We start from the raw sequence: 26,142 nt of genomic DNA, 5'->3' as shown, positions 1-26,142 counted from the left end.
AGGCTCAATCCACCCGTGCGCCCGAGGCGGCGACCGCTTCGCCCCATTTCGCGACCTCCGAGCGCAGGAAGGCCGCGAACGCCTCGGGCGTGCCGCCGCGCGGGCGCGATTCGGAACTCGCATAGTGCGCCACGACCTCCCTGGTCCGCAGCACGCGGTTGGCGGCCGCGTTGAGCCGCATGACGATCTCCCGCGGCGTTTTCGCCGGCACCATCAGCGCGGCCCAGGTCAGAGCCTCGAAGCCCGCGAGGCCCTGCTGCGCGATGGTCGGAATCTCCGGATGCGTGGGCAGCCGTTCGGCACTGCTCACACCGAGCAGGCGCACGCGCCCGGCCTGCGCGTGCGGCAGGATCGAGGTCGAGACATCGAAGGCGAACTGCACGCGCCCCGCGATCAGGTCGGTCACCATCGGCGGCGAGCCCTTGTAGGGCACGTGCAGCATGTCCAGCCCGGCCTCCTTCTTGAGCATTTCCATCGCGATGTGCTGGGTCGCGCCGTTGCCGCTGGAGCCGTAGGAGATCCGGCCCGGCCGCGCCTTCACGTAGGCGAGCATCTCGTCGAAGCTGCGCACCGGCGTCTCGTTGGACGCGACCAGGTACATCGGCGAGGAGTTCAGCAGGATGACCGGCGCGAAGTCCCCGAGCGGGTCGTACGGCAGCTTGCGGTACAGAGCGGGATTGATCGCCAGCGTGCCGGAGGAACCGTAGAGCACGGTGTGGCCGTCCGGCGCCGCGTTCTTCACGAACTGGTGACCGATGATGCCCATGGCGCCGGCCTTGTTCTCCACGTAGACGCTGCGACCGAGCTCCTCGCCGAGCCGGGCCGCCACGATCCGCGCGCCGATGTCCGAGGCCTGGCCCGGCGGGAAGCCCACGACGATCTGGACCGGCCGCTCGGGATAGCTCGCCTGCGCCAGGGTGGCGCAGGCCCATGGCGACGCGCCGAGCGCCGCGACGAAGCCGCGGCGGCGCATCACGCTTGCTCCGGGCTGCACAGCGCCATGATGCGGTCGAGCGACGCGGCCGCCTCGAGGTCCAGCACCCGCTCCATCAGCTCCCGCGCCGCCGCCTCGGAGATCGCGCGCGTGGCATTGGTCATGAACTTCGCCTTCAGCGCCTCGCTGGACAGCGGCACGTCGGGCGTGCCCAGGCTGGCCGCCTTGCGGCAGCGCACGACGCGCCCGTCCTTGAGGTGGACCACGACCTCGCCGGGGAAACGCCGCGGGAAGTCGCTGGCCGGATCGGGCACGCAGAAGGTCCGGGCCGCGACGGCCAGCACCTCGGGCGCATCGAGCGGCTCGTCGTGGAAGGCCGCGAGGTCCACGCGGCCGCGGATGAGCGCCAACGCCACGACGTACTGCACGCTGAACAGCGCCCGGTAGGGAATGGTCGGGCGGATGCAGGCCTCCCGCGGCTCGGCCACCATCTTGTGCAGGTCGGGCGTGAGCGGGCATTCGATGCGCTCCACGTCCTCGAGCGCGAACTGGCCGCGAAGCTCGAGCGCCGCATCGACGAAGGCATGGATGAAGTGGCAGCAGGGGTACGGCTTCAAGGCGATGCCGCGCGCCTGCCACTCGGCGCCCAGTCCCCGCGTGGGCAGCGCCTCGGGCGCGGGCACGCGCTGGATGTGGGTCTGGTAGAAGCCGCCCTTGGTGGCCTCGAAGACGGTGTTCGGGCCGAGGAAGCCGGCGCGACCCAGCGCCACGGCGGTCAGCGCGCTGTGCGCCGACCAGCCCGGGTGCAGCCGCTTGAGCCAGGAGTTGCCGCCGATGAGGATGCCCGAGGCCATGCTGCCGCACAGCCCCAGCGACCAGGCCAGCGCCTGCGGGGTCGCCTTGCCGAGCCGGCCGGCACCCGCCGCCGCGGCGAAGGTGCCGCACAGGGCCGTCGGATGAAAGCCGCGGTTGTGGAAGTCGGGCGCGCCCACGGTGGCCAGCCGGCAGCCGATCTCCAGCGCCGCGACGAACGCCGCCAGCACCTCGGCACCCGAGGCGCGGTGGGCCTGCCCCGCGGCCATCGTGGCCGCCATCGCCTGGGCGCTGGCGTGGTAGATCGCGCCGATGTGGGTGTCGTCGAAATCGAGCGCATGGGCCAGCACGCCGTTGACGAGCGCGGCGGATGCCGCGGGCAGCCGCGCGCCGCTGCCGATCGCGGTGGCGTCCGTGCCCTGCCCGAGTTCCCTCGCGGCCTCGAGCACCGACGCGCCGATGTCGAACCTGGAGGAGGCCAGCGCGATGCCGATCACGTCCAGCAGATGCTCCTTGGCAAGCGCCAGCACGTCGGCGGGCACGTCCTCGAGCCGCAGGGCCAGGGCGAATTCGGCGATCTTCTCGCTCTCGGTGGGCGCCGCCTGGGCGGGGGAATGCGGGGTCGTTGCGGTCATGTGGTTGCGTCTCCGGAAAAAGGTCTTGAATCTCGCCTGCGGTCAGGTCGCCTGCGGTCAGGTCGCCTGCGGAATGTCGATGTCCATCAGCGGCGCGTGCTGCTGCGCGCCGAAGGTGTCGCGTTCGTCGATGCTGCCCTGGGCCCAGCCGCGCCGCAGCGTGAACTTGAACGCCAGCGCGGGTTCGAAGAACTGGAAGGCGACGATGTCCTCGTCGGTCACGCCGTAGATCCGGGCGACCAGCTCGCGCGTCAGCACCCGGCTGCGCTCCACCTGCCGGTAGCGCTCCGCGCTCGCGAACATCACGTCGAAGGTGATCTCGAAGGGCCCCGAGTTCTTGCTGCGGATGACCTGGGCCAGGTCCTTCAATGCGGTCATGCGCCCACCTCCTCGATGCGCGACGGAAACAGCGCCAGCGGCGTCTCGACCGGCATCAGGTGATAGAGCGAGAAGCGGCACACGGGCCCGATCGGATTCTCGGGCGGGTTCAGCGGGATCGCGAAATTGCCCGCGGTCGCCATCTGCCCCGGGTAGGGCATGTGCAGCACGCCGATGCGTGCGTGGCTGCAGATCGCGTTGGCCAGTTCCTGCGTGGCGGCCGTGGCCTCGCCCAGGATGCCGACCTCCAGCGGCACGAAATCCTTGCAGGGTTCGAGCGCGCCCATGACGCCGTTCTTGCCGTAGACATGGAAGTGGATCTGCGCCTGGCCCGACGCCAGTTCCGGGAACACGCCATGCAGCCGCTTCTTCAGGGTCGCCAGAAAGCCGTCGATCTGGCCCACGAGGATCGGATCGCGGATGCCGCCGACGAAGATCGTGCGGTGCCCGGCGATCGCGGCGCCCTCCAGCTTCACGAGATAGGCCGGGGTGGGCCTGAACACGCTGCCGCTCACGCGCACCCGGCGTTCGTCCAGCGGCAGGTAGCGCGCGCCGCCCAGGTCGAGCACGCCGCCGGGTCCCGACAGCAGGTCGGGCCGCGTCTTCTCGTAGAGCGTGTGCGCGGCCACCGACAGCGGCGTGCAACGCTCGTTCGAGCTCATGGGCTCCAGGTCGAAGCTGTCGGCGCGCACCGTCGCCAGGATCACCTTGCCCTTGGGCTCGGCGCAGTTCGCGCCGCATTCCATGATCTTGCCCATGTGCCAGTAGATGCCGGGATCCTCGATGCCATGGAACTGGCAGAAGGCGGCATAGGGCGCGGGGTCGTAGGCACGGCCCGCCACCACCACGTCCACGTCGGGATGCGCGCGCAGCACCGCGAGGATGGGCTCGGCCCCCATCTGGGCCACGATGTGCTCGGAGGTCTCGATGTCCGCGAGCGTGGCGGGCGGTGCGCTGGCACAGGGATCGAGCTGTCCGCGCTCGAAGCGCTCGCGCACGAGCTCGCGCTCCACGTCCGAATAGATCGCGGCGACCTTCAGGCGGTAGCCACCATCGCGCGCGATGCGGCCGATGACCACGATGGTCTCGTCCACGTGACGTCCGATGCCCGGCCCGCCGGCCGAGCCGATCAGCAGAGGGATGCCGCGCGCGCGGCACCCCTTGAGGATGGTGCGCAGGTCGCGTTCGAGCGCGCTGGGCGAGACGATCATCTTCGCCAACCCGAGCTGGTAGGGGCCGGGATCGGTCGATCCGGCATCCACGATGACCGCATCGGCGCCGGCATCGATGCCGCGCATGAAGTCGTCCTCGGGAATCCCGTAGCCCAGCATGCCCACGGGGGTGAGAATCCGGATCTCGCCGCGGCTCATGCGGCCTCCCGCAGTTCGGTGCGCCGCCAGGCGCGCGGCTGCGGGCGCTCCAGGCCCAGGTGCTGGCGCAGCGTCCGGCCTTCGTACTCCTTGCGGAACAGGCCGCGGCGCTGCAGCTCGGGCACCACCATGCGCACGAAGTCCTCGTAGCCGCCGGGCGTGTAGAGGGCCTGGATCACGAAGCCGTCGCAGGCGGCGCCGAACCAGGCTTCCATCTGGTCGGCGATCTGCGTCGGCGTGCCGACGAAGTTGGGGCCCTCCTTGACGGTGCCGCGCCCCGAGAACTCGACGAAGTCCTTCACCGAGGGATTCTTCTTGCCGCTGGCCGCGATCACGCGGTCGCGCAGGCCGTGCCACGAAGTGGCGGCCAGTTCCTCGTCGGTGAAGGGGAGCTCGTAGGGCCGCCGGGCGAAATCGACATTGAGCACCTCGCACAGCAGCGCGAGGCTGTCGATCGGGCGCGCCGTGGCGGCGATGGTCGCGAGCCGGTCCTGCGCCTGCGCCTCCGACTCGCCGACGACGAACTTCAGCGCCGGCGCGATCTTCACCTCGTCGGGATCGCGGCCGGCCTCGGCCACGGCATTCTTCAGGGCCGCGTACTGCTTCCTGCCCGCCTCGAAGTTGGGATAGGCCGCGAACACGAGCTCCGCCCAGCGGCCCGCGAAGCGCATGCCGCGGCCGCTCTGCCCGGCCTGCAGGATGACCGGGTGCCCCTGCTGCGAGCGCGGCACCGGCAGCGGCCCCTTCGACCGAAAGAAGGTGCCGCGATGGTCGAGCCGGTGCACCTTGTCGGGATCGGCGAAGCGCCCGCTCGCCTTGTCGAGCACCATCGCGTCGTCCTCCCAGCTGTCCCAGTGGCCCATGACCACCTCCATGAACTCGTCGGCGCGGTCGTAGCGCAGGTCGTGCTCCAGATGCTCGTCGCGCCCGAAGTTGGCGGCCTCCGAATCGTTGAGCGAGGTCACCACGTTCCAGGCCACCCGCCCCTTGGTCATCAGGTCGAGCGTGGCGAACAGGCGCGCCACGTGGAAGGGCTCGTAGTAGGTCGTCGAGTAGGTCGCGCCCAGGCCCAGCCGGCTGGTCGCGCCGGCCATCGCCATCAGGATGGTCGCGGGGTCCATCTTCACGCAGCGCACGCCGTTGGCGACCGTCTCGCGGTGGCTGTCGCCATAGATGTCGGGCATGGCCAGCCGGTCGTCGAAGAAGGCCATGTCGAACTTCCCTTCCTCGAGCGTGCGCGCGATGCGCTGGAAGTATTCGGGCGTGGTGAAGTCGCTCATGCTCGAGGGATGCCGCCACGAGCCGACGTAGTTGGTGCAGTTCTGGGCCTGTAGAAAGGCCACGAGGGCCATCTGGCGCTTCGAGGTGTTCACTGGATTTCCTTGGGTGACGGTGACGGATTCGTTCAATCGACCTGCGCGCCCGAGAGGGCGACGGCCTTGCCCCACAGGGCGTGTTCCTTCTGCATGTGCAGCTGCAGCTCCCGGGCGCTGCCGCCGAGCGCGTAGCTGCCGGTGGTGGAGAACTGCTCGAGCACGGCGGGATCCTTGAGCGCGGCGTTCACGGCCTCGTTCAGGCGCTGGACGACCGCCGCGGGCGTGCCCCGGGGCGCGAGGATCGCCGACCACGGCACGGCCTCGAAACCCGGCAGGCCCTGCTGCGCGAGCGTGGGGATCTCGGGCGCCTGCGGCAGGCGCTTGAGCGATGCCACGCCGAGGATCCGCACGCGGCCGTTCCTGGCCATCGGCAGCACCGAGCCCGCGGTGTCGAAGGCCAGGTCCACCTGGCCGCCGATCACGTCGGTCATCATCGGCGGCGAGCCCTTGTAGGGCACGTGCAGCAGGTCGAGGCCCGCTTCCTTCTTGAGCATCTCCATCGCGATGTGGCCGGTGGTGCCGCTGCCGCTGGAGCCGTAGCTGACCTTGCCGGGCCGCGACTTCGCGAGTTCGCGCAGGTCCTTGAAGTTCTTCAGCAGCGAGTCGGCCGCCACGAACAGCACCAGCGGCGAGGCCGACACCAGCGCCACCGGTTCGAAGTCCCTGAGGGGGTCATAGGACATCTTCCGGTAGAGCGAGGGGTTGATCGCCAGCGTGCCGGTCGAGCCCATGAGCAGCGTGTAGCCGTCGGGCGCCGCGTTCTTCACCGCCTCGTGCGAGATCATGCCGGCGGCACCTGGACGGTTGTCCACGTACACCGGCTGTCCCAGCGTCTGCGTCATGCTCTGCGCGACCTGGCGCGCGCTGGTGTCGGTACTCTGGCCGGCGGGAAAGCCGACCACCATCTTGATGGCGCGGGTCGGATAGTCGCCCGCGGCCGATGCCGCCGCGGCAGGCCGGGCGAAACCGGCAAGCGGGGCGGTCGCCATCGCGGCGAGGCAGAACGTTCTGCGTGTGGGCACGGTTTGTCTCCTTCGATGTACGGCCCGATGCATTCGCGGGCCTTGGGAAGATTGTTCGAGCCAAGCCCGCGCCGGACAAATCGAGAAGCGCGATACAGTTATAGATTGGCGCTATAAATCGAATCCCTCCCATGCCGCTGCCCGACCCCGAATCGCCCACCGTCCCTCTCACGCCGGGGCTGGCGCTGGTCGAATTGCAGACCTTCATCGCGGTGGCGCGCTCGCTGAGCTTCAGCGCCGCCGCGGCGCAGCTGCACGTGACGCAGCCGACGGTGACCGGGCGCATCCATCGCCTGGAAGCGCTGCTGGGCGTGCAGCTGCTTCGGCGCACCACGCGCAAGGTCGAGCCCACCGCGGCCGGCGCCCTGCTGCTGGAGGAAGCGGTCAGGACGCTCGAGGGACTGGCCGGCCTGGTCGACCGCTTCCGGCGCGAGGCGCGCCGCGCACGCCAGCGCGTGGTCGTCGCGGCCACGCCGACCATCGCCGCGCTGCGGCTGCCGCCGATCATCGCGGCCTATGCGGAACGCTACCCGGACGTGGAGCTGGAACTGCTCGACCTCAAGTACGCCGGCGTCCTCGCCGCCATCGACTCGGGGGAAGCCGACGTGGCGGTGCTGGCCCTCGATGCGCCCGACCGGCGCTACCGCTTCACGCCCCTGTGGAAGGACGACATGGTGCTGGTCGCGCCGCCCGCGCATGCACTGGCCCGCCAGACCAGCGTGGCGCCCGAGGAACTGGCCCAGGTGCCGCTGATCGTGGTCGACCAGTACCAGTCGGTGCGCGCGAGGATCGCGGCCGCGCTCGAGGCGCGCGGCTTGAAGATGCCCGCCTCGAAGGTGGTGGGCAACCTCAACACGCTGCTCGGGATGCTCGATGCGGGCATGGGCGTGACGCTTCTGCCGCGCTCGGTGTCCGCCCGCGGCAGCGTCGCGCGGCACGCTCGCATCGAGATCCGCGACATCGACATGACGCGGCATTTCGGCATCGTCACGGCGCGCGACATCAAGGCCGGTGCGGCCCTGCAGAGCTTCATTCGCTTCCTGCGCCAGGCCGACACCCGCGCGCGCGACTGATCGGGTTCGCAGGCCGCCCATTTATCACGGCCACCTATCAATCCATCGCGAGACTCGAATTGTTGCGGGCCTGCCCGCTTCCTAGACTTCCAGCGCATTGAAACCGACGTTGGAGACAACCATGGAAGCGACAGCGACCTTCGAACCCAGGCAATTGCGCGACGTGCTGGGCACCTTCGTGACCGGCGTGACGGTGGTGACCACCCGCGCGCCCGACGGCCAGACGCATGGCGTCACGGCCAATTCCTTCAGCTCGGTCTCGCTGGATCCGCCGCTGGTGCTGTGGAGCCAGTCGCTCTCCTCGCGCAGCCACTCGGCCTTCCAGGACAGCGGGCATTTCGCGATCAACATCCTCGCCGACGACCAGATCGCGCTGTCGAACCACTTCGCGAAGTCGCGCGACGACAAGTTCGACGGCATCGCGCATGCGCAGGGAGTGGGCGGCGTGCCGGTCCTGGAGGGCGTGGCCGCGCACCTGGAGTGCACGAAGATCGCAGCCTATCCGGGCGGCGACCACGTGGTGTTCATGGGCCGCGTGGAGCGCATCGCGCAGTCGGGCCGACGGCCGCTGGCCTTCGGCCGCGGCAAGTACATGGTGGCCTACGCGCACGACCTCGGCCCCACGGCCCTGCGCCTGGGCACCTCGAGGCCGGTGGACCTGCAGGCCATTCGCACGGCAACCGCCGCGCTGCCCGCGATCGCCGAGCGCCTGGGGCAACACACGCTGTGCCTGGCGGTGTGGGGCAACCACGGACCGACGGCGGTGCACTGGGAACCTTCGCGCCGCCCGGTCAGCGACCAGCTGCGCCCGGGCCTGGTGATGAGCATCACGCGCTCCGCGACGGGGCGTGCGTTCGCGGCCTTCCTGCCCGAGGAGATGACGCGGCCGATGATCGAGGAAGACCTGCACGCCTGGAGCCAGGCCGGCGAGAGCGCGGCCGAGCGGCGCGCGCGATTCGACGCGACGCTGACCGAGGCGCGCGCCCGAGGCCTGGCGCGCGCGATCGGGGATGCACCGTCACCGATCCACCAGGTGGCCGTGAATGCCTTCAGCGCACCCATCCTCGATGCCGGGGGCCACATGGTCATGGCGCTGTCGCTCACCTCGGATGCGCGGCGCCTGTCGTCCGACTGGGACGCCGAGGTACCGCGGGGGTTGCTGAGCGCCGCACGGGAAATCTCCCGGCAGATCGCCTAGTCGGTCCTGATGTTGGCCTCGCGGATCACCGAGGTCCACGTCGCATACTCCTCCGCGATCCGCGCCCCCAGTTGCTCGGGCGTGCTGCCGGTGGCCGCCGCCCCTGCGGTCTCGAACTTCTCCTTCACCTCGGGCAGCGCCAGCGACTTCACGATCGCGTCGTTGAGCCGGGCCACCACCTCGCGCGGCGTGCCGGCCGGAGCGAACAGGCCGAACCAGACCTCGGGATTGAAGCCCGGCAGGGTGTTGGCGATCGGCGGCGCGCCGGGCGCGAGCGGCGAGGGCTGCAGCGAGGACACGCCGAGCAGGCGCACCCTGCCCTCCTTGATGAAGGCATTCATCTGCGACGAACTGGTGCTCAGCAGCACCTTCGACTCGCCGGTCAGGATCGCCTGCGTGGTCGGCGCCTGGCCCTTGTAGGGGATGTGGGTCATCTCGATGCCGGCGCGCCGGCTGAAGAGCTCGGTGGCGAGGTGGCCGAAGGAGGCCGGTCCGGCGGTCGCGAAATCGAGCTTGCGCGGATTGGCCTTCGCGTAGTCGATCAGCTCCTGCACCGACTTCGCGGGCACCGAGGGATTGATCGCGAGGATCATCGGCTGCAGCGAGACCAGCGACACCGGCGCGAAGTCCTTCAGCGGCGCGTAGTCGGCCTCCTTCGAGACCTGCGGCGAGATCACCAGGCCGTTGTTGGGGAACAGCAGCGTGTAGCCGTTGGCCGGCGCCTTGGCAACGAACTTGGTGCCCAGCACGGCCGAGGCGCCGGCCTTGTTCTCGATGATCACGGGCTGCTTGAGGAAGCGCTGCATCGGTTCCTGCAGCACGCGCGCGAGCACGTCGGTGGTGCCGCCCGGCGGATAGGGCACGACGATGGTGATCGGGCGGTTCGGGAAATCCGACGCCGCGGACTGCGCGATGCCGGCCTGCGGCAGCGCGAGCGCGCCGGCCGCGAGCAACGCGGCCCAGAAGCCGCGGGCCGCGGCTCGCGCCGGGCCCCCTGCCTTGCCGGCGACTCGCGGAAGGCGCATCCAACTGTTCATCATGTCTGTCTCCTTCGTTGTGTGTCTCAGCCGCGCACGTGCAGCGCGCGGCTCTCGCGCAGCGCCGCGATGCGCTCCTCGCCCAGCCCGAGCAGGCTGCCCAGCAGCGCGGGGCCGTCGGCACCGAGCTCGGACACGCTGCCGCGCGCATGCGCCGCGGTGCGGGCGAAGCGGAAGGCGGGGTTGGGCACCTGGAACGCGCCGGCGCCGTCGTCGATGGTCTGGAAGGCCTGGCGCTCCACCAGCGGCGGCAGCTTCATCGCTTCGCGCACGGTGAAGTAGCGCGAGCACGGCACGCCCGCGGCATTCATCTCGGCCTCGCATTGCGCGGCGCTGCGATCGGCGGCCCAGTCGTCGAGCAGCTGCATCAGCGCGCCCCAGTGGTGCTCGCGCTCCTGGCTGGTCGCGAAGCGCGCGTCGGTGATCCATTCGGGATGGCCGGTGCCGCGCGCCAGCGCCTCGAAGTTGTTCTGGCTCACGGGCGCGATCAGCAGGAAGCCGTCCTTCGCCTTGGTCGGGCGATAGAGCGGACGACGCCGCTCGGCCGGGAACTGCGCCTCCTGGCACTCGTAGACGAGCAGGCCCAGCATCGCATCCATCAGCGCGAGGTCGATGTGGTCGCCCTCGCCGGTGCGCGCGGCGCGGAACAGTGCGCTCTGGATCGCGCCGAAGGCCAGCGAGCCGCCGAGCACGTCGGCCACGAAGATGCCGTTCTTCAGCGGCCGCTCGACGTCGCCCTCCTGGTAGTCGAGGTTGGCCATGTCGTAGCCGCTGGCCGCGTGCAGCACCGGCGCGTAGGCGCTGCGGCCCGACCAGGAACCCTCCTGCCCGAAGCCCGAGATCGAGCAGTACACCAGCCGCGGGTTCAGCGCCGAGAGCGTCGCGTAGTCGAGGCCCAGGCGCTGCATCACGCCGGGGCGGTAGTTCTCCACCAGCACGTCGCACTGGGCGACCAACTCGCGCACCAGCGCGACCGCCTCGGGCTTCTTGAGGTCGAGCGCGAGGCTCTTCTTGCCGGCGTTGAGCTGCGCGAAGTAGGTGCTGCGGCCCTGGCGCCGCGGCGGCCGCAGCCGGATGTGGTCGCCCTCGGGCGGCTCCACCTTGATGACCTCGGCACCGAGGTCGGCCATCAGCCGCGTGCAGTAGGGGCCCGACATCATCGCGGTGAAGTCGAGCACGCGCACGCCGTCGAGCACGCCGGGCTTCGCGGCGGCGGAGTTGTTGGTCGGCTCAGCCAAGGTTGCTCTCCGTCACGGCGAGGCCGGCGAGGCGCGAGCCGCCGAGCGCGTCGAGGTAATCGGCATGCGCCGCGGTGCCGCGCGCATAGCGCGCGAGGTAGGCATCGAAGGCCGCGTCGTCGGCGCTCGCCTTCACGTACTCGCGCAGGTGGCGCTCGTCGGCGCGGTACAGCGTGGGCGAGGCGCTCGGGTGGGCGCCGTAGGGCGCCTCCACCACCGCGTCGACCATCACGCTCGGCAGCTTGGTCAGGTGGTTCGAGCGGCGGATGGTGTCGGACGACACGATGCGATCCACCGAGACGATCACGTGGCGCGAGGCCTGCGCGAGCATCGCGTCGAAGAAGGGCGTGGCGAGGTACTGCACGTTGCCGTATTCGTCGGCCTGCTGCGCGTGGAGCAGGCACACGTCGGGCTTGATCGCGGCGGCGGCGAGCATCTTGCGCTCGCCGGGCTTCGAGGGCAGCGGCCAGTAGTGCTCGGGCGTGTGGCGCGGCAGGTCGGTGCCCAGGTCGGGGATCGCGGTCCAGGGCATGTCGCAGATGCCGGCGCGCAAGCCTCCGGCGATGCCGGGTCCGTCGAGCTCGTAGACCTTCAGCGTGCCGGCCTCGGCGCGGCGGCGGAAGTGCGGCGCGAGGCCGAACTGCTCGAAGCTGATGAACACGCAGGCGGTGCTGCGCGCGCAGCCGGCGCCGATCAGCATGTCGGGCGCGATCGAGCCGGGCGCGGGCACCAGGTCGAGGTCGCGCGCGCCCTTGCGGATCAGCGCGCGCACCAGCGCCATCGGCTGGGCATTGAAGATCCAGCCGCCCAGGCCGACGCGGTGGCCGTCCTGGATGACCGACACGGCCTCGTCGAGGGTGGTCAGCTTGCTTTTGTTGTTGGGGCTCATGGCTCGTCTCTTCAGGGGAACTTGCGGCGCAGGGTGCCGCGCGTGTCGACACGGGTGCGCAGCAGGCGCAGCTCCTCGGGTTCGGGCATGCGCGTGAGGGGCGGCGTGCCCTCCACCACCAGCTCGAAGCCGGTGGCCTTGCGGATCTGCTCGAGCGTCACGCCCGGATGGATCGAGCGCACGCGCATGGCCTTGCTCACGGGCTCGAAATCGAACACGCCCAGCGGCGACACCACCAGGCGCGGCCCGCCCGGCGGCAGACCGGCCTCCTCGCGCGAGTTGCCGCCTTCCATGTGGCCCGGTCCGCAGAGGAAGTCGACGCGCGGCACGAAGGCGCCCGGATCGTGGCGCGTGAGCGCGACATAGAAGCGCTTGGCCAGCCCGCACAGCGCGCTGATGCCCACCGTGCCGGGGCCGCGCACCCTGGGCCGGGCCTGGTCGCCGACCACCACCGTGTTGATGTTGCCGAAGCGGTCGACCTGCAGCGCCGAGAGGATCGCGAAGTCGAAGAAGTGGATCTTCCAGTCGATGAAATCGATCATGTTCGGCAGGTCCATCCAGGCCTCGGAGGACTCGATGTTCTCCGAGTCGGCCGTGGACAGCAGGTGGTCGCGCACCGGGTTCACCATGCCGCCGGGGCCCGAGATCCACCACAGCCGGGGCGCCTGCATCTCGCGCGCGAGGTTGCAGGCGGCCAGCTGGATGTCGGAGTTGGTGCCGATGATGACCTTCTCGCCATCGGCGAAGTCGCGCGCCAGCAGCACGGCGAGCAGCTCGCCGGTCGACGGCTTGTCGTCGTTCTGTGTCATTTGCTTGATATTTGGTTCAACCATTCATTGCTCCTAGGAATCAACCATGGCACTGTCAAGCGGGATTCACCTGCCGGGCGCGCAAGAAGAAAGGACCGCGCGCCTTGCGGCGGGCGGTCCTCTGCGGATGGGACGAAGGCGTGGCGGCGCGTGCCGCGCGGGTTCAGCGCGCGGTCTTCGGGGCGCGGGTGGCGGATTTGGCCGCCGGCTTGGTGGCGGGCTTTTCGGCCGGCGCCCTTGCCGCCGCCTTGCGCGGCGCGGCGGGCGCGGCGGCCGGGGCATCCTGCGCGGCGTCCTCGCCCACCTTCGACAGATAGCTGCGCTGCAGTCGCTTGAGGCTGGACTCCATCTCCGCCACGGCCGCGTCGGCGTCCTTGGCCGCGAGATGCTTGAGGAAGCGGCGGCGCGAGGGCAGCACGTAGGCGTTCTCCTCGTGGCCGATCTGGCCGATGAACTCGGCCAGCACGTTGAGCACGCCGTTCATCACGATCACCATGATCGGATTGCCGGTCATGCGCGCGAGGATGCGGTGGAACTCGAGGTTGGTCGCCGCGCGCGCGGGGAAGTCGTCGCGCCGCAGCGCTTCCTCGGCCGCGTCGATGTTGGCGGCCAGCGCCTCGAGATCGGCGGGCGTGGAGCGCGCGCAGGCCTCGCGCACCAGGATCGATTCGAGCCAGATGCGCGCCTCGGTGAGCTGCGCAGGCTGGATCGCGCCCATGTGGTACATGTCCATCAGGCCGGTGGCGATGGCGTCGCCGCTGCGCCCGCTGATGAAGGCGCCGCCGCTGGCGCCCTTCTGCAGCCGGATCAGGCCCGCATGCTCGAGCGAGCGCAGCGCCTCGCGCAGCGTGTTGCGCGACACGCCGAACTGCTCGGACAGGGCACGCTCCGATGGCAGCCGCGTGCCGACCTTGAGCCGGCCCTGCGACAGCTCGCCGCGGATCTGCTGGGCGATCTCCTCGAAGGCACGCGCGGAACGGATGGGCTGGAACTTGGCGCTCCGTGCGTCGGCCGCGGGCGGCGACGGTTCTTTGGCGTCCATGGGGAATCCTCCGTTGGAAAAACTAAAAGTTGGACCTTTGAGCCAAATGATAAGGGGCCGCGTTGCGCAGGCCGCTGTGGGCCGAGCCCTCGCGACCATGGCGGTTGCCGGATCTTAGTAATGGTTCTACCATTCAAATTTTCCGAGATCCAGGAGAGACACGCCCATGCCCCCGACCACCCTTCCCGGCGACGAAGAGCGCGCCCTGCTGCGCGACTCGGTGCGCGGCTTCCTCGAGCGCCACTGGCCGCCCGCCACCGCCGTGCCATGGTCACGCGAACCCGCGCGCGTGCAGGCGCTGTGGCAGCAGCTCGCGGCCCAGGGCCTTGCCGCCTTGGGATCGGATCCCTCGGAGGGCGGCCTGCGCGAGATCGCGCTGGTCATGGAGGAACTGGGCCGCGCGGGCTGCACCCTGCCGCTGCACCACGGCACGCTGCTGAACCTCGCGGCGCCACGCACGCCGCAGGGCGAGGAGCCCGCACTGCTCGCGCTGCAACGTGCCGGCGAGGCGCGCGTGGTGCTGTGCTTCGGGGCCTTCGACGGCGACCGCGGCGCGGGCCGGGCGCGCATCGACGACGACGGCAGGCTCCACGGCGAACTCGCCTTCGTCGAGCATGCCGACAGCGCCACCCACCTCGCGGTGGTGGTGGACGGCCCCGCGCTCGCGCTGATCGACCTGCGCGCGCCTGGCGTGCGCATCGAGGCCACGCCAGCGATGGGAACGCAGGGGCTGTTCCGCGTCGCGCTGGACGGGATCGCCGCCACCGTCCTGCCCTTTTCCGAAGACAAGCTCGGCGCGCTGCACGCGATGGCCCGCCTCGCGCTGTGCGCGCGCGCCACCGGCGCCGCCGAACGCGCCTTCGAGCTCGCCGTGGCCTACGCGGGCGAGCGCCGGCAGTTCGGCCGCCCGATCGGCAGCTTCCAGGCGATCCAGCACAAGCTCGCCGACAGCCACATCGCGCTGCTGGGCGCACGGCTCACGCAGGCCGGCGCCGCGCGGCAGCACGACCTCGGCGCCGACAACTGGCGCGTGTTCGCCGAAGCGGCCTGCGCGCTGGCCGCGACGACACTGCGGCGGGTGTCGCTGGAAACGCAGCACACCTTCGGCGCCATCGGCTACAGCGAGGAGCACGAGGCGCCGCGCCATTTCAAGCAGGTGCACCTCGACGTGCTGCGCCACGGCGGTGGGCGCCGCGCGCGCGAGGCGCTGGCCGATCACTTCCTCGGCGAGACGCCGCGCACGCTGCCCGAATACGATCTGGGCCCGGCCGGTAACGCCTTTCGCGAGGAGGTGCGCGCCTGGTTGCAGACGCACTGGTCGGGCGAGCGCAAGGCCGCGCACGAGGCGCTGGACTTCAAGGCGCGCGAGTACGACCGCGAGTTCGCACGCGAACTCGGGCGCACCGGCTGGATCGGTCTCTCGTGGCCGCAACGCTTCGGCGGCCAGGCGCGCGGCGCCTTCGAGCAACTGGCTTTCGTCGAGGAGATGGAACGCGCCGAGGCGCCGCGCGTGGGCGCACCGGTGCAGGCCGCGATGCTGCAGGTGCACGGCAGCGCGGCGCAGCAGGCGCGCTACCTGCCCGAGATCCTGCGCGGCGAGGCGATCTACGGCATGGGCTACAGCGAGCCCGACGCGGGCTCCGACCTCGCGTCGATGCGCACCCGCGCGGTACGCGACGGCGACCACTACGTGATCGACGGCCAGAAGATCTGGACCACCACCTACTGGGGCGACTACATGCTGCTGGCCACGCGCACCGACTCCGAGGCGAGCCCGCCGCATGCCGGCCTGAGCCTGTTCATCGTGCCGATGGACACGCCCGGCATCACCATCCGCACCTCGACCACGATGTACGGCGGCAGCTTCGCCAATGTCTTCTACGACGGCGTGCGCGTGCCGGCCGAGGCGATGGTGGGCGAGCTCCACGGCGGCTGGAAGGTGCTGGTCGGGGCGCTGGCCACCGAGCGCGGCTTCATCGGCGGCGGCATCGTGATGAAGGTGGCGCATGCCTTCGAGCAGCTGTGCGAGCACCTGCGCGGCGCGACGGGCGCCGACGGCCGGCCGATGCGCCTCGATCCGCTGGTGCGCGAGCGCATCGCCGACCTGGCGGGGCAGATCGAGGCCGGGCGCCGCATGATGATGCACTGCGCCGAGCGCGTCGACGCGGGCGAGACGCCGCTGCACGACGCGGCCGCGAGCAAGGTCTACTCGGGCGAGCTGATGGAGCGCTTCGGCGAGGTGGCGCTCGACCTGCTCGGCATGGAAGGCACGCTCGGCGAGGGCAGCCCCGGCGCGGTGCTGCGCGGGCGCATCGAGCAGAACCTGCGCCATGCGCTGATGTGGGTGATCAGCATCGGCACCAACGAGATCCAGCGCAGCCTGATCGCGCAGCGCGGGCTCGGCCTGCCGCGCTGAACGCGCCCCGGGCCGGCGCGGCTCAGCGTGCCGGCTTCTTGCGCTCCATCTCGAGCAGCAGCGCGTTCAGTGCGTTGAGGTGCTTGGCCAGCGCGGCGCCGGCCTTGTCCGCATCGCGCTCGCGCATCAGGCGCAGCACCTTGCGGCGCACCTGCACCACGTTGCTGTGCGGCGTCTGCAGCTGCGCGATCAGGCCGCGCAGGATCTCCGACAAGGCATCGATCAGCATCACGATCACCTCGTTGTGGGTGGCGCGGCCGATCAGGCGATAGAACTCCGTGATCTGGCCGCTGTCGCGCACCGGCCGGCCCTGCTTCACCAGCTCGGCGAAGCGCTCGATGTCGGCCTCGATGGCGGCGAAGTCTTCCTCGGTCGCGCGCTCGCAGGCCAGCCGGATCGCCAGCCCGCACAGCAGGATGCGGGCCTCGGTCAGGTCCGACACCGGCACCTGCTTGAGCGCCACCATGTCGCGCACCGCCTGCGTGATGCCCTCGGGATGCGACTGCTTGATGTAGAAGCCGCCGTTGATGCCGGTCACCGCCTCGACCATGCCGGCCATCTCGAGGCTGCGCAGCGCCTCCCGTACGCCGCTGCGGCTCACGCCGAACTGCTCGGACAGCTCGCGCTCGCTGGGCAGGCGGTCGCCGGCGCTCAGCACGCCCTCCACCACCTGCTGGCGGATCTGGTCGCAAATCGCCTCGAAGGCGCGGCGCATGCGCACGGGCGCGAAGACTGGTGCGGATTCCGACATGGCTCCTTTCCTCCTCTGGATCACGAACGTCGATGGCTGGATGCCGAGCCGATAGTGTGCCCTTCCTGGCGCTGACGCCAATTGACCATCGACAAGGCTTTCGCTATGGTTCAACCAATTACATCACAAACCATCCGACCAGGAGACAAGCCTCATGACCCACTCCCGCCGCCACGCGCTGGCCACCGGCCTCGGCCTGCTGGGCGCCTCGGCGCTGCCCGCCTTTCCCCTGGCCGCGCGCGCCGCTCCGGGCTATCCCGACAACGTCATCAAGTTCATCATTCCCACGCCGGCCGGCGGCGGGCACGACACGATGATGCGGGTCATCGGGCAGAAGCTCACCGAGGCCTGGGGCCAGCCGTGCATCGTCGAGTCGAGGGCCGGCGCGAGCGGCGCGATCGCGGCCTCCGCGGTGGCGCGCGCCACGCCCGACGGCTACACGCTCGGTGTCAGCTACAGCGCGCTGATCAGCAACCTGGTGCTGCAGCCCGCTCAGCAGCCCTACAAGCTCGCCGACCTCGCGCCCATCAGCATGCTCGCGCTCACGCCCATCGCCATCGGCGTGCGCGAGTCGCTCAATGTCAGGACGCTCGACCAACTGGTGGCGCTGGCAAAATCGAAGCCCGGCAAGATCTCGTACGGTTCCTACGGCCCCGGCTCGGGCGGCAACTTCGTGGGCGAGCTGCTGAACATGGCCGCCGGCATCGACACCGTGCACGTGCCCTACAAGGGCGAGGCGCCGGCGCTGCAGGACCTGATCGGCGGCCAGATCGACACCGCCGTGGTGTCGCTGGGCGGCGTGTCGCGCTACCCGGGCAAGATCCGCGCGCTGGCGGTCGCGAGCCCGACGCGCTTTCCGCTCTATCCCGACGTGCCCACCTTCGCCGAGGCCGGCTTCCCCGACGTGAACATGCCGGGCTTCGGCGCGCTGTTCGCGCCGGCCTCCACGCCCAAGGCCATCATCGACAAGCTCGATGCCGAGATGGCGCGCATCGTGAAGCTGCCCGACGTGGCGCCCAAGCTGCTCGAGCTGGGCTTCGAGCCTGCCGGCTGGGGCCCGCAGAAGCTGTCGAGCTTCCTGGCCGAGCAGCTTGCGCTGACGCAGAAGCTGGTCGCGACCGGGCGCATCAAGGTCTGAGCGGGCGCCGCATGCGGCGCAGTGGGGCTACCCTATAGTGCACGCATGACCTTACCCAGCGGCGAAGCTGCCGACTACGCATCCTTCATCGAGGCGCTCAAGGAGCGTGTCGCGGCGGCCCGCCAGTCCGCGGCCCGCGCGGTCAATCACGGCCTGATCGCTTTGTACTGGGACATCGGCGAAGCCATCCTCGACAAGCAGCAGACGAACGGCTGGGGCCAGGCCGTGGTCGAGCGGATCGCCCGGGACCTGCGCGCGGCCTTTCCCGGCACACAGGGTTTCTCGGCACGCAATGTCTGGGACATGCGGCGCATGGTCGAGGCTTACAGCGAGCCCGGATTTCTGCGACAGCTTGTCGCAGAAATTCCGAAGGGCAAGGGTTCGGGCCGAAGCATCGGACGCTCCGCCGACAAGCGGAAACCCACGGTTTTCGGCGGCAACGACTCTCTGCGACAGCTCGTCGCAGAAATCCCCTGGGGCCACCACCTGCAGATTCTGGGCAAGACCGCCGACCCGGCACAGCGCCTGTACTACCTGCGCGCCAGCGCCGCGCTGGGTTGGAGCCGCAACGTCCTGCTCAACCAGATCAAGGCCGGCGCCTGGGAACGCTCGCGCGCGGAGGGCAAGAGCCACAATTTCCCGCGGGTGCTGCCGCCCGCCATGGCCGGGCAGGCCGAGGAGGTCCTCAAGAGCAGCTACAGCCTCGAGTTCCTGGGCATCCGCCAGGCGGTGAAGGAACGCGAACTGGAAACCCGGCTCCTCGACAGGCTGCGCGACTTCATCCTCGAACTGGGCTACGGCTTCTGCTTCATCGGCCGCCAGCACCGCCTCGTGCTGGGACGCAAGGAATACTTCATCGACCTGCTCTTCTACCACCGCTTCCTCAAGGCCCTGGTCGCCGTGGAACTGAAGGTCGGCTCCTTCGAACCCGAGTACGCGGGCAAGATGGACTTCTATCTCAACCTGCTCAACGACAGGGAGCGCGCGCCCGGCGACGCCCCGTCGATCGGCATCATCCTGTGCGCCGAGAAGGACAACCTGGAGGTCGAGTTCGCCCTGCGCAGCAAGACCAATCCTATCGGCGTGGCGGAGTACCAGTTGCAGGCGGCCCTACCGAGCGAACTGCGCGGCAAGCTGCCTTCGGTGCGCCAGCTCCAGCAGGTGGTGCGCGGTGCGCTGCCGCCTCCGGTCGCGACACAGGAGCGACGCGGCAAAGACTGAGCGGCGCCGCCGGTTCGCTACGAGGTCGCTCCTCGACCCAGCGCGCGGCGTCGCCGACGGCCGCGCGCGAGGTGCGGAAACCGTTGGCCGGGTGCGCCGCGAGCGGGCCGGCGCATGCATCTATATGATTTGCCTCGCCCGCCGCCGATCGCCCCGCGCTTGAATCCCAGCACTCCCACCGCCCCGAACGCAGCCTCGCTCTGGAGTCCGCTCTCCCAGCCCGCCTTCCGCGGGCTCTGGGGTGCCGGCAGCCTGTTCTTCGTCGGCAATGCGATGCAGAACATGGCGGCCTCGTGGCTGATGATCGAGCTCACGGCCTCGTCCTTCCTCTCGGCGCTGGTCCAGACCGCCTCCTTCCTGCCGATGTTCCTGCTGTCGCTGCCCGCCGGCGTGCTGGCCGACACCATCGACCGCCGGCGGCTGATGCTGCGCATCCAGGGCGTCTACGGGCTCGCCGCGCTGACGCTCACGCTGCTCGCGCTGGCCGGCTGGATCGGCCCGGGCGGGCTGCTGTTCTTCACCTTCCTGCTGGGCGTGTGCACGGCGCTGCAGTCGCCCTCGTGGAATTCCGCCGTCAGCGACACGGTGGCGCGCACCGAGCTGCCGCTGGCCATCACGCTGGTGTCGATGACCTTCAACGGCGCGCGCGCCGTCGGCCCCGGCCTCGCGGGCGTGCTGTTCGCGCTGACCGGCGGCGCCGCCGTGTTCGCGGTCGCGGTGCTGACCGCCTTCGGCATGAGCTGGGCCACGCGGCGCTGGCCGCCGCGGCCGCCCTCGCCCGGGCGCCTGCCGGCCGAGCGGCTGTGGGGCGGCATGCTCAGCGCGCTGCGCTATGCGCGCCATTCGCCGGCGATCTTCGCGCAACTGGTGCGCACGGCCGGCTTCAGCGGGCTCGGTTCGGCCCTGTGGGCCCTGCTGCCGGTGATCGCGCAGCAGCGGCTCGGACTGGGCGCGGCGGGCTACGGCCTGCTGATGGCCTGCCTGGGCACGGGCGCCGTCGCCGCCGGCTTCTTCGTCGGGCGCATCCGTTCGCGCTTCTCGCTCGATGCGCTGGCCGCCGGCTGCTGCCTCGTGTTCTCGGGCGCGATGCTGGTGGGCGCGCTCTCGACCTGGCGGCCGCTCGTATGCGCCAGCTTCGTGCTCGGCGGCGCGGCGTGGATGACGATGATGTCGACCTTCAACGCCGCCACCCAGACCAGCGCGCCATCCTGGGTGCGGGCGCGCGCCGCGTCGATGCACACGCTGTGCTCGCTCGGCGCCTTCGCGCTCGGCTCCGCGCTCTGGGGCGCGATGTCCTCGCTGGTCGGCCTGAGCGCGGCACTGTGCCTGTCGGCCGCGGGCATGCTCGCGAGCATCGCGCTGGCGCGGCCGTATCCGCTGCGCATGGGCGCGGACGACGAGGTCACGCTGGCGCCGCTGCACGAGGAGTTCTCGGTGCAGCACGAACCCGAGTTCGAGGCCGGGCCGGTCGCCGTCGAGGTGGTCTACCGCATCCGCGATGCCGACGCACGGCGCTTCCTCGACGCGGTGCAGCAGCTCGCGGTGCCGCGCAAGCGCGACGGCGCCACCTTCTGGCGCGTCTACCGCGACCTCGACGACCCGAGCCGCTACGTCGAGCGCTTCATCGTCACCTCGTGGGCCGACTACCTGCGCCAGCGCGCGCGGGCCACCGTGGCGCGCCACGAGCTGGAGGCGCTTGCTCGCAGCTTCCAGGTGCCGCACGAACCGGTGCTCACGCGCCACTACCTGGCCGAGCGCAGCCCCTGAGCGCGGGCCGCCGGATCAGTCCTCGACCCAGCGCGCGGCGTCGCCGACGGTAGCGCGCGAGGTGCGGAAACCGTTGGCCGGGTGCGCCGGATCCTCGTAGCCGAAGGAGATCCCGCAAACCACCTGGCGATCGTCCGGGATGTCGAACCAGCGGTGCAGGAACTTCGCGCGCGAAGCGAGCGCGGCCTGCGCGATGCTCGCCACGCCGCGGCTGCGCGCGGCCAGCATGAAGTTCGACACGTAGGCACCGCAGTCCAGCGCGCCATAGGCGCCGAGCGCGGCATCGGTGTGGATCAGCGCCACGTGCGGCGCACCGAAGAACGAGAAGTTCAGCAGCCCCTGGCGCGCCGAAGCCTCGCGGTCGCCATGGGCGATGCCCACGCTGTCGTAGAGCTGGAAGCCGCATTCGCGGCGGCGCTCGCGGTAGACGCCGCGGTATTCGGCGGGCGGCGCGATCTCGAAACCCTGGTCGACCAGCGCCTCGGGCGTGGCCATCGCAGCGCGCAGGCGCTCGGTGGCGGCCGCGCCGGTCACGACCACCTGCCAGGGCTGCGAGTTGCACCACGAGGCCGTGCGCTGGGCGGCGCGCAGGATCGCGTCGATGACGTCGCGCGGCACCGGGTCGGCGAGGTAGCCGCGGCAGCTGTAGCGCGCGTCGAGCACGGTGTCGAGGGCCGCGGCGAGATCCGGCGCGGGAACGGGCGGGGAAGTGGTCATGGCTCGGGCAACGGGATGAAGATGAGGGAGCCTAACCGTGCCGGCGCGCTCGCGCTGGCGACGCGGCGAAAGACATGCGCGACGGCGGCCACCTCGCGCATTTCAACCATATATGGTTGATCCATTCACAAGGTTATTGAAGCAAAAGCTTTGCATCGCGCGGGCTCGAATTTAGCATTGGTCCTACCAATCTGGTCATCCAAGGTGGTCCACCACGCCGGATGGCCCTGCCCCACAAGGAAAACCGCAGCCATGCTCTCGCAAGAAGACAACGAAACCCTCGTGCGCGTCGGCGCCGGCACGCCCATGGGCGAGCTGATGCGCCTCTACTGGATCCCCTTCCTGCCCAGCCGCGACCTCGAGACCGACGGCCAGCCGCAGCGCGTGCGCCTGCTCGGCGAGGAGCTGATCGCGTTCCGCGACAGCGAGGGCCGCGTCGGCCTGATCGACCATGCCTGCCCGCACCGCGGCGCGCCGCTGGTGTTCGGCCGCAACGAAGACTGCGGTGTGCGCTGCATCTACCACGGCTGGAAGTTCGGCGTCGACGGCCGCGTGCAGGACACGCCGGCCGAGCCCGCGCAGAGCCGGCTCAAGGACACGGTCACGATCAAGAACTACCCCTGCCGCGAGCGCAACGGCATCGTCTGGACCTACATGGGGCCCGACCGCGAGAACCCGCCGGCGCTGCCGAACCTCGAGTGGAACCTGGTGCCCGAGGAGAACGTGTACGTGAGCTTCCGCGTGCAGGAATGCAATTGGCTGCAGGCCGTGGAAGGCGAGATCGACTCGGCCCACGCGCCGATCCTGCACGGGCGCATCGACCAGCAGGGCGCGATCAGCGACTGGACCGCGAAGAAGGACCTGCGGCCCACCTTCGAATGCAAGCGCCAGGACTTCGGCATGAGCGTGGCCTCCAAGCGCGTGCTCGACGAGAACACGCACTACTGGCGCGTCAACCAGTTCCTGCTGCCCTTCTACACGCTGGTGCCGCCGCAGTCGAACTACCCCGAGCTCAGCGGCCACGCCTGGGTGCCGCTGGACGACCACCACACGCTGTGCATCATGTTCTCGTACACGCCGGCGCAGAAGTTCTACGAGAAGACGCGCAAGCTGTTCGACAACGGCCACGGCGGCCGCGAGACCGGCCACCCGAGCATCAACGCCTATGCGCCGCGCCCGGCCACCGAGCCCTTCGCGAAGTACTGGACCAAGTTCAACCTGCAGAGCGCCTTCCTCTTCAACTACGACGCGCAGACCAAGACCTGGTTCTCGGGCCTGCCCGGCCTGTGGGTGCAGGACGCGGCCTGCCAGTCGGGCGTGGCGCCGATCTACGACCGCTCGAAGGAGCACCTGGGCATGAGCGACACCGGCATCGCGATGACCCGGCGCCTGCTGCTCGAGACGGTGCGCAACCTGTCGGTGCGCCAGCAGCGCCCGCCGCGCATCGAGGACCCCGACCTGCCGATGGTGCGCGCGGTATCGCTCACGCTGCCGGCCGGCGAGGCCTGGAGCGAATCGGGCCGCGAGCTGATGACCGCGCGCCTGGGCGCCGACTTCGGCTACACGCCATGAGCCTGGGCAATCCCGCGCCGCTGGACCTGTGCCTGCGCCAGATCCGGCTGGAGGCACGCGGCATCGCGTCGTACGAGTTCGTGTCGGCCGACGGCCGGCCGCTGCCGCCGTTCACGGCCGGCGCGCACATCGACCTGCACCTGCCGCGCGAGATGATCCGCAGCTATTCGCTGCTCAACGCGCCCTCGGATGCCGCGCGCTACGTGGTGGCGGTGCAGCGCGACGCACAGGGCCGCGGCGGCTCGGCCTGGATGCATGCGCAGCCGCGCGTGGGCGACCGCTTGCGCGCCGGCCTGCCGGCCAACGACTTCGCGCTGGCCGAGGAGGCCGCGCACTCGGTCTTCATCGCCGGCGGCATCGGCATCACGCCGATCCTGTCGATGCTGCACCGGCTCGAGGAGCTGGGCCGGCGCTGGCAGCTGCATTACGCGGGCCGCTCGCCCGAGGAGACCGCCTTCGCCGACACGCTGCGCGCCATGCAGGGCGGACGCGGCCGCGGCGAGGTCGAGTTCTGCTTCGGCTCCTCGCGGGCCGAGCGGCTGGATATCGCGGCCATCGTGCGCAACGCGCCGGCCGGCGCGCACCTGTACTGCTGCGGCCCGGCGCGCATGATCGACGCCTTCGTCGAGGCCTGTGCCGGCCGGCCCGCGCACACGGTGCACTTCGAGCGCTTCGCCGCCGGCAGCGCGGCCGCCACCGAGGGCGGCTACGAGGTGGTGCTCGAGCGCAGCGGCCAGCGCCTCGCGGTGGCACCGGGCAAGACCATCCTCGACACGCTGCTCGACAACGCCATCGACGTGCCCTATGCCTGCAGCGCCGGCGTCTGCGGCACCTGCCGCACGCGCGTGATCGCGGGCGAGCCCGACCATCGCGACGACTACCTGGATGCGCAGGAGAAGCAGTCGAACGAGGCGATCATGATCTGCTGCTCGGGCTCGCGCTCGAAGACGCTGGTCCTGGACCTCTGAGGCAGGTGAGCAGTCCATGACGACCCGGCTCGACACCACGGCGGAACCGCAGGAAGCCAGTGCTTCCAACGCGGCGGGCGCGGGCAATGGCGCCATCGCCGGCATCCTCGCCTACCTGCGCGACCGGCGCCTGCAACCGGGCGACCGGCTGCCCTCCGAGCGCGACCTCGCCGAGCGCCTCGGCGTCGGCCGCAACGCGGTGCGCGAGGCGCTGGCCACGCTGGTCACGCTGCGCATCGTCGAATCGCGGCCCAACTCGGGCATCTACCTGCGGCACGTCGAGCGCGAAGGCAGCTTCGAGGCGCTGGTGATGCTCACCGACATGGGCGCCGTGCCCACGCCGGTGGAAGTGGCCGAGACGATGGAGGTGCGCGGCCATCTCGAGGTGCTGGCCGCGGGCCTGGCCTGCCAGCGCCGCACCGAGGCCGACCTCGCTCGCATGGAAGCCGTGCTGCAGCGCACCGAGCAGGTGCTGGCCGAGGGCGGCAACATCGCCGCGGCCGACACCGAGTTCCATGTCGCGCTGGTCGATGCCACCCACAACTCGGTGCTGGTGCGCGTGCTGCATGCCTTCTACCGCTTCACCGGCCGGCGCCGCGAGGCGATGTTCGCCGACACGGTGCAGGGTCGCGCCTCGCTGCTCGACCACCGCCGCCTGCTCGGCCACATCCGCGCGCGCGACGCGGCCAAGGCGCAACTGCTGATCCTGCGCCACATGGACCGCGCGCGCAGCTACTGGTCGAGCGTGCTCGGCGACACGGATTGACACGACACCCACGAACCCAAGGAGACCCCCGATGACAAGCTCTTTCTTCCCCCGCCGCGCGCTGCTGGGCGCCGCCTGCGCCGCGCTCGTGCTCGGCGCCCTGCCCGCCCATGCGCAGGGCGGCTATCCGAACAAGCCGATCCGCATGATCGTGCCCTATGCCGCCGGCGGCAGCACCGACCAGCTCGCGCGCGCCATCCAGCAGTCGATGAGCGAGACGCTGGGCCAGACCGTGATCGTCGAGAACAAGCCCGGCGCGGGCGGCACCATCGGCACCGACTACGTGGCCAAGGCCGCGCCCGACGGCTACACGCTGGTGTTCGGCAACACCGGCCCGAATGCGGTGGTCTCGCTGATGCGCAAGGTGCCCTACGACGAGCTCAAGGACCTGCGCCCGATCTCCACCGTCGCGATCACGCCGATGATCCTGGCCGTGCCCGCCGACAGCCCGGCGAAGACGCTGAAGGACTTCCTCGCCTACGCGAAAAAGAACGGCAATGCGCTCAACGTCGGCTCGGTCGGCAACGGCTCGCTGTCGCACCTGACGGCCGAGTACTTCAACGAGGCCGCGGGCCTGCGCATGCAGCACATCCCCTACAACGGCGGCGCGCCGATGATGACCGCCTTCGCCGGCGGCCAGCTGCAGGCCGCCTTCGTGACCGGCCTGGACGGCGCCACGCTGGTGAGCTCGGGCCGGGTGCGCTACCTGGCCGTGGGCACGCCCAAGGCCACCGAGACCGTGCCGGGTCTGCAGGCCATCGCCGACGAGGTGCCGGGCTTCCGCAGCTCGGCCTGGTTCGGCGTGCTCGCGCCGAAGGACACGCCCGACGAGATCGTCACGAAGCTGCACGACGCGATCGTGACCGCGGTCGCGCGACCCGAGGTGCGCAAGATGTTCTCGGTGCGCAACGTCGAGGCGCGCAGCAGCACGCCGCAGGAGCTCGAGAAGCTCATCCGCGACGAGATGGGCCAATGGGGCCCGGTCGTGCGCAAGGCCAACATCCAGATGTGA

The 26,142-nt window shown here is 70.5% G+C and carries 23 protein-coding genes; 10 read left to right on the top strand and 13 right to left on the bottom strand.

Going from position 1 to position 26,142, the window contains the following annotated elements; genetic code table 11:
• Nucleotides 1-4: 4 nt before the first annotated feature.
• Genes AC1HIL_RS40935 through AC1HIL_RS40910 form a run of 6 tightly spaced genes read right to left on the bottom strand, consistent with a single transcriptional unit; the run spans nt 5 to nt 6,528 of the window.
• Complete coding sequence (locus tag AC1HIL_RS40935) at nt 5-973, bottom strand: Bug family tripartite tricarboxylate transporter substrate binding protein (protein WP_479669656.1); 969 nt, start codon at nt 971-973, stop codon at nt 5-7.
• Complete coding sequence (locus AC1HIL_RS40930) at nt 973-2,382, bottom strand: MmgE/PrpD family protein (protein ID WP_479669289.1); 1,410 nt, start codon at nt 2,380-2,382, stop codon at nt 973-975. Before AC1HIL_RS40930 ends, AC1HIL_RS40935 begins: the two co-directional genes overlap by 1 nt.
• A 57-nt stretch (nt 2,383-2,439) precedes the next feature.
• Nucleotides 2,440-2,760: a DUF4387 domain-containing protein gene (locus AC1HIL_RS40925; protein ID WP_479669290.1), complete on the bottom strand. Its 321-nt coding sequence runs from the start codon at nt 2,758-2,760 to the stop codon at nt 2,440-2,442.
• Nucleotides 2,757-4,130, bottom strand: a complete 1,374-nt coding sequence (locus tag AC1HIL_RS40920; RefSeq protein ID WP_479669291.1) for an acyclic terpene utilization AtuA family protein — start codon at nt 4,128-4,130, stop codon at nt 2,757-2,759. The genes AC1HIL_RS40925 and AC1HIL_RS40920 overlap by 4 nt, the downstream gene beginning before the upstream one ends.
• Nucleotides 4,127-5,503, bottom strand: coding sequence for an LLM class flavin-dependent oxidoreductase (locus AC1HIL_RS40915; protein WP_479669292.1), 1,377 nt, complete (start codon nt 5,501-5,503; stop codon nt 4,127-4,129). Before AC1HIL_RS40915 ends, AC1HIL_RS40920 begins: the two co-directional genes overlap by 4 nt.
• A gap of 32 nt (nt 5,504-5,535) precedes the next feature.
• On the bottom strand, nt 5,536-6,528 hold the full coding sequence (locus AC1HIL_RS40910) for a Bug family tripartite tricarboxylate transporter substrate binding protein (RefSeq protein ID WP_479669293.1): 993 nt from the start codon (nt 6,526-6,528) through the stop codon (nt 5,536-5,538).
• A gap of 131 nt (nt 6,529-6,659) precedes the next feature.
• Here AC1HIL_RS40910 and AC1HIL_RS40905 point away from each other — a divergent pair, with 131 nt between their 5' ends.
• Together AC1HIL_RS40905 and AC1HIL_RS40900 are read left to right on the top strand one after the other, a co-directional pair.
• Nucleotides 6,660-7,601, top strand: coding sequence for a LysR family transcriptional regulator (locus AC1HIL_RS40905; RefSeq protein ID WP_479669294.1), 942 nt, complete (start codon nt 6,660-6,662; stop codon nt 7,599-7,601).
• 121 nt (nt 7,602-7,722) lie between these two features.
• Nucleotides 7,723-8,799, top strand: a complete 1,077-nt coding sequence (locus tag AC1HIL_RS40900; protein WP_479669295.1) for a flavin reductase — start codon at nt 7,723-7,725, stop codon at nt 8,797-8,799.
• On the opposite strand, the gene AC1HIL_RS40895 is transcribed toward AC1HIL_RS40900, so the two are convergent.
• From AC1HIL_RS40895 to AC1HIL_RS40875, 5 genes are all read right to left on the bottom strand, one after another.
• Nucleotides 8,796-9,824: a Bug family tripartite tricarboxylate transporter substrate binding protein gene (locus AC1HIL_RS40895; protein ID WP_479672819.1), complete on the bottom strand. Its 1,029-nt coding sequence runs from the start codon at nt 9,822-9,824 to the stop codon at nt 8,796-8,798. The genes AC1HIL_RS40900 and AC1HIL_RS40895 overlap by 4 nt on opposite strands.
• 38 nt (nt 9,825-9,862) lie before the next feature.
• Nucleotides 9,863-11,074 (bottom strand): CaiB/BaiF CoA transferase family protein, encoded by a 1,212-nt coding sequence (locus AC1HIL_RS40890; RefSeq protein ID WP_413765457.1) that lies wholly within the window; start codon nt 11,072-11,074, stop codon nt 9,863-9,865.
• The gene (locus AC1HIL_RS40885; protein WP_479669297.1) at nt 11,067-11,963 is read right to left on the bottom strand and encodes a CoA transferase subunit A; all 897 of its coding nucleotides are present in this window, start codon (nt 11,961-11,963) and stop codon (nt 11,067-11,069) included. Before AC1HIL_RS40885 ends, AC1HIL_RS40890 begins: the two co-directional genes overlap by 8 nt.
• Before the next feature lie 11 nt (nt 11,964-11,974).
• The gene (locus AC1HIL_RS40880) at nt 11,975-12,772 is read right to left on the bottom strand and encodes a CoA-transferase subunit beta (RefSeq protein WP_479669298.1); all 798 of its coding nucleotides are present in this window, start codon (nt 12,770-12,772) and stop codon (nt 11,975-11,977) included.
• Between the two features lie 163 nt (nt 12,773-12,935).
• On the bottom strand, nt 12,936-13,814 hold the full coding sequence (locus tag AC1HIL_RS40875) for a FadR/GntR family transcriptional regulator (RefSeq protein ID WP_479669299.1): 879 nt from the start codon (nt 13,812-13,814) through the stop codon (nt 12,936-12,938).
• A 166-nt stretch (nt 13,815-13,980) separates the two neighbouring features.
• Here AC1HIL_RS40875 and AC1HIL_RS40870 point away from each other — a divergent pair, with 166 nt between their 5' ends.
• On the top strand, nt 13,981-16,230 hold the full coding sequence (locus AC1HIL_RS40870) for an acyl-CoA dehydrogenase (protein ID WP_479669300.1): 2,250 nt from the start codon (nt 13,981-13,983) through the stop codon (nt 16,228-16,230).
• Nucleotides 16,231-16,252: 22 nt separating this feature from the next.
• Here the strand turns inward: AC1HIL_RS40870 and AC1HIL_RS40865 are convergent, their stop codons facing one another.
• The gene (locus AC1HIL_RS40865; protein WP_057595726.1) at nt 16,253-16,981 is read right to left on the bottom strand and encodes a FadR/GntR family transcriptional regulator; all 729 of its coding nucleotides are present in this window, start codon (nt 16,979-16,981) and stop codon (nt 16,253-16,255) included.
• Between the two features lie 154 nt (nt 16,982-17,135).
• Between AC1HIL_RS40865 and AC1HIL_RS40860 the strand changes: the two genes are divergently transcribed.
• The 3 genes from AC1HIL_RS40860 (at nt 17,136) to AC1HIL_RS40850 (ending at nt 21,107) form a co-directional block, all read left to right on the top strand.
• The gene (locus AC1HIL_RS40860) at nt 17,136-18,119 is read left to right on the top strand and encodes a Bug family tripartite tricarboxylate transporter substrate binding protein (RefSeq protein WP_479669301.1); all 984 of its coding nucleotides are present in this window, start codon (nt 17,136-17,138) and stop codon (nt 18,117-18,119) included.
• A gap of 45 nt (nt 18,120-18,164) precedes the next feature.
• Nucleotides 18,165-19,340: a PDDEXK nuclease domain-containing protein gene (locus AC1HIL_RS40855; RefSeq protein ID WP_057595728.1), complete on the top strand. Its 1,176-nt coding sequence runs from the start codon at nt 18,165-18,167 to the stop codon at nt 19,338-19,340.
• 159 nt (nt 19,341-19,499) lie between these two features.
• A complete protein-coding gene (locus AC1HIL_RS40850; protein WP_479669302.1) occupies nt 19,500-21,107 on the top strand; it encodes an MFS transporter in 1,608 nt (535 codons plus the stop codon).
• Between the two features lie 15 nt (nt 21,108-21,122).
• On the opposite strand, the gene AC1HIL_RS40845 is transcribed toward AC1HIL_RS40850, so the two are convergent.
• The gene (locus AC1HIL_RS40845) at nt 21,123-21,824 is read right to left on the bottom strand and encodes a nitroreductase (RefSeq protein WP_208513123.1); all 702 of its coding nucleotides are present in this window, start codon (nt 21,822-21,824) and stop codon (nt 21,123-21,125) included.
• 252 nt (nt 21,825-22,076) lie between these two features.
• Between AC1HIL_RS40845 and AC1HIL_RS40840 the strand changes: the two genes are divergently transcribed.
• Genes AC1HIL_RS40840 through AC1HIL_RS40825 form a run of 4 tightly spaced genes read left to right on the top strand, consistent with a single transcriptional unit; the run spans nt 22,077 to nt 26,142 of the window.
• Nucleotides 22,077-23,396 (top strand): Rieske 2Fe-2S domain-containing protein, encoded by a 1,320-nt coding sequence (locus AC1HIL_RS40840; protein WP_296728571.1) that lies wholly within the window; start codon nt 22,077-22,079, stop codon nt 23,394-23,396.
• A complete protein-coding gene (locus tag AC1HIL_RS40835; RefSeq protein ID WP_413765467.1) occupies nt 23,393-24,364 on the top strand; it encodes a PDR/VanB family oxidoreductase in 972 nt (323 codons plus the stop codon). The genes AC1HIL_RS40840 and AC1HIL_RS40835 overlap by 4 nt, the downstream gene beginning before the upstream one ends.
• Before the next feature lie 16 nt (nt 24,365-24,380).
• Nucleotides 24,381-25,130 carry a FadR/GntR family transcriptional regulator gene (locus AC1HIL_RS40830; RefSeq protein ID WP_261214255.1) on the top strand — a complete coding sequence of 250 codons (750 nt, stop codon included), beginning with the start codon at nt 24,381-24,383 and terminating at the stop codon, nt 25,128-25,130.
• Nucleotides 25,131-25,161: 31 nt separating this feature from the next.
• Entirely contained in the window at nt 25,162-26,142 is a 981-nt protein-coding gene (locus tag AC1HIL_RS40825) for a Bug family tripartite tricarboxylate transporter substrate binding protein (RefSeq protein ID WP_261214272.1), read from the top strand.

This window comes from Variovorax sp. ISS6 (assembly GCF_056523145.1).
This window is presented reverse-complemented; position numbering and strand designations above follow the sequence as displayed.

Excerpts from the sequence above, each read along its gene's own strand:
- AC1HIL_RS40855 (WP_057595728.1), top strand. The coding sequence starts at position 18,165 with ATGACCTTACCCAGCGGCGAAGCTGCCGACTACGCATCCTTCATCGAG.
- AC1HIL_RS40835 (WP_413765467.1), top strand. The coding sequence starts at position 23,393 with ATGAGCCTGGGCAATCCCGCGCCGCTGGACCTGTGCCTGCGCCAGATC.
- AC1HIL_RS40905 (WP_479669294.1), top strand. The coding sequence starts at position 6,660 with ATGCCGCTGCCCGACCCCGAATCGCCCACCGTCCCTCTCACGCCGGGG.
- AC1HIL_RS40870 (WP_479669300.1), top strand. The coding sequence starts at position 13,981 with ATGCCCCCGACCACCCTTCCCGGCGACGAAGAGCGCGCCCTGCTGCGC.
- AC1HIL_RS40875 (WP_479669299.1), bottom strand. The coding sequence starts at position 13,814 with ATGGACGCCAAAGAACCGTCGCCGCCCGCGGCCGACGCACGGAGCGCC.
- AC1HIL_RS40920 (WP_479669291.1), bottom strand. The coding sequence starts at position 4,130 with ATGAGCCGCGGCGAGATCCGGATTCTCACCCCCGTGGGCATGCTGGGC.
- AC1HIL_RS40930 (WP_479669289.1), bottom strand. The coding sequence starts at position 2,382 with ATGACCGCAACGACCCCGCATTCCCCCGCCCAGGCGGCGCCCACCGAG.
- AC1HIL_RS40830 (WP_261214255.1), top strand. The coding sequence starts at position 24,381 with ATGACGACCCGGCTCGACACCACGGCGGAACCGCAGGAAGCCAGTGCT.
- AC1HIL_RS40935 (WP_479669656.1), bottom strand. The coding sequence starts at position 973 with ATGCGCCGCCGCGGCTTCGTCGCGGCGCTCGGCGCGTCGCCATGGGCC.
- AC1HIL_RS40825 (WP_261214272.1), top strand. The coding sequence starts at position 25,162 with ATGACAAGCTCTTTCTTCCCCCGCCGCGCGCTGCTGGGCGCCGCCTGC.
- AC1HIL_RS40895 (WP_479672819.1), bottom strand. The coding sequence starts at position 9,824 with ATGCGCCTTCCGCGAGTCGCCGGCAAGGCAGGGGGCCCGGCGCGAGCC.
- AC1HIL_RS40925 (WP_479669290.1), bottom strand. The coding sequence starts at position 2,760 with ATGACCGCATTGAAGGACCTGGCCCAGGTCATCCGCAGCAAGAACTCG.
- AC1HIL_RS40885 (WP_479669297.1), bottom strand. The coding sequence starts at position 11,963 with ATGAGCCCCAACAACAAAAGCAAGCTGACCACCCTCGACGAGGCCGTG.
- AC1HIL_RS40840 (WP_296728571.1), top strand. The coding sequence starts at position 22,077 with ATGCTCTCGCAAGAAGACAACGAAACCCTCGTGCGCGTCGGCGCCGGC.
- AC1HIL_RS40880 (WP_479669298.1), bottom strand. The coding sequence starts at position 12,772 with ATGACACAGAACGACGACAAGCCGTCGACCGGCGAGCTGCTCGCCGTG.
- AC1HIL_RS40865 (WP_057595726.1), bottom strand. The coding sequence starts at position 16,981 with ATGTCGGAATCCGCACCAGTCTTCGCGCCCGTGCGCATGCGCCGCGCC.
- AC1HIL_RS40845 (WP_208513123.1), bottom strand. The coding sequence starts at position 21,824 with ATGACCACTTCCCCGCCCGTTCCCGCGCCGGATCTCGCCGCGGCCCTC.
- AC1HIL_RS40900 (WP_479669295.1), top strand. The coding sequence starts at position 7,723 with ATGGAAGCGACAGCGACCTTCGAACCCAGGCAATTGCGCGACGTGCTG.
- AC1HIL_RS40860 (WP_479669301.1), top strand. The coding sequence starts at position 17,136 with ATGACCCACTCCCGCCGCCACGCGCTGGCCACCGGCCTCGGCCTGCTG.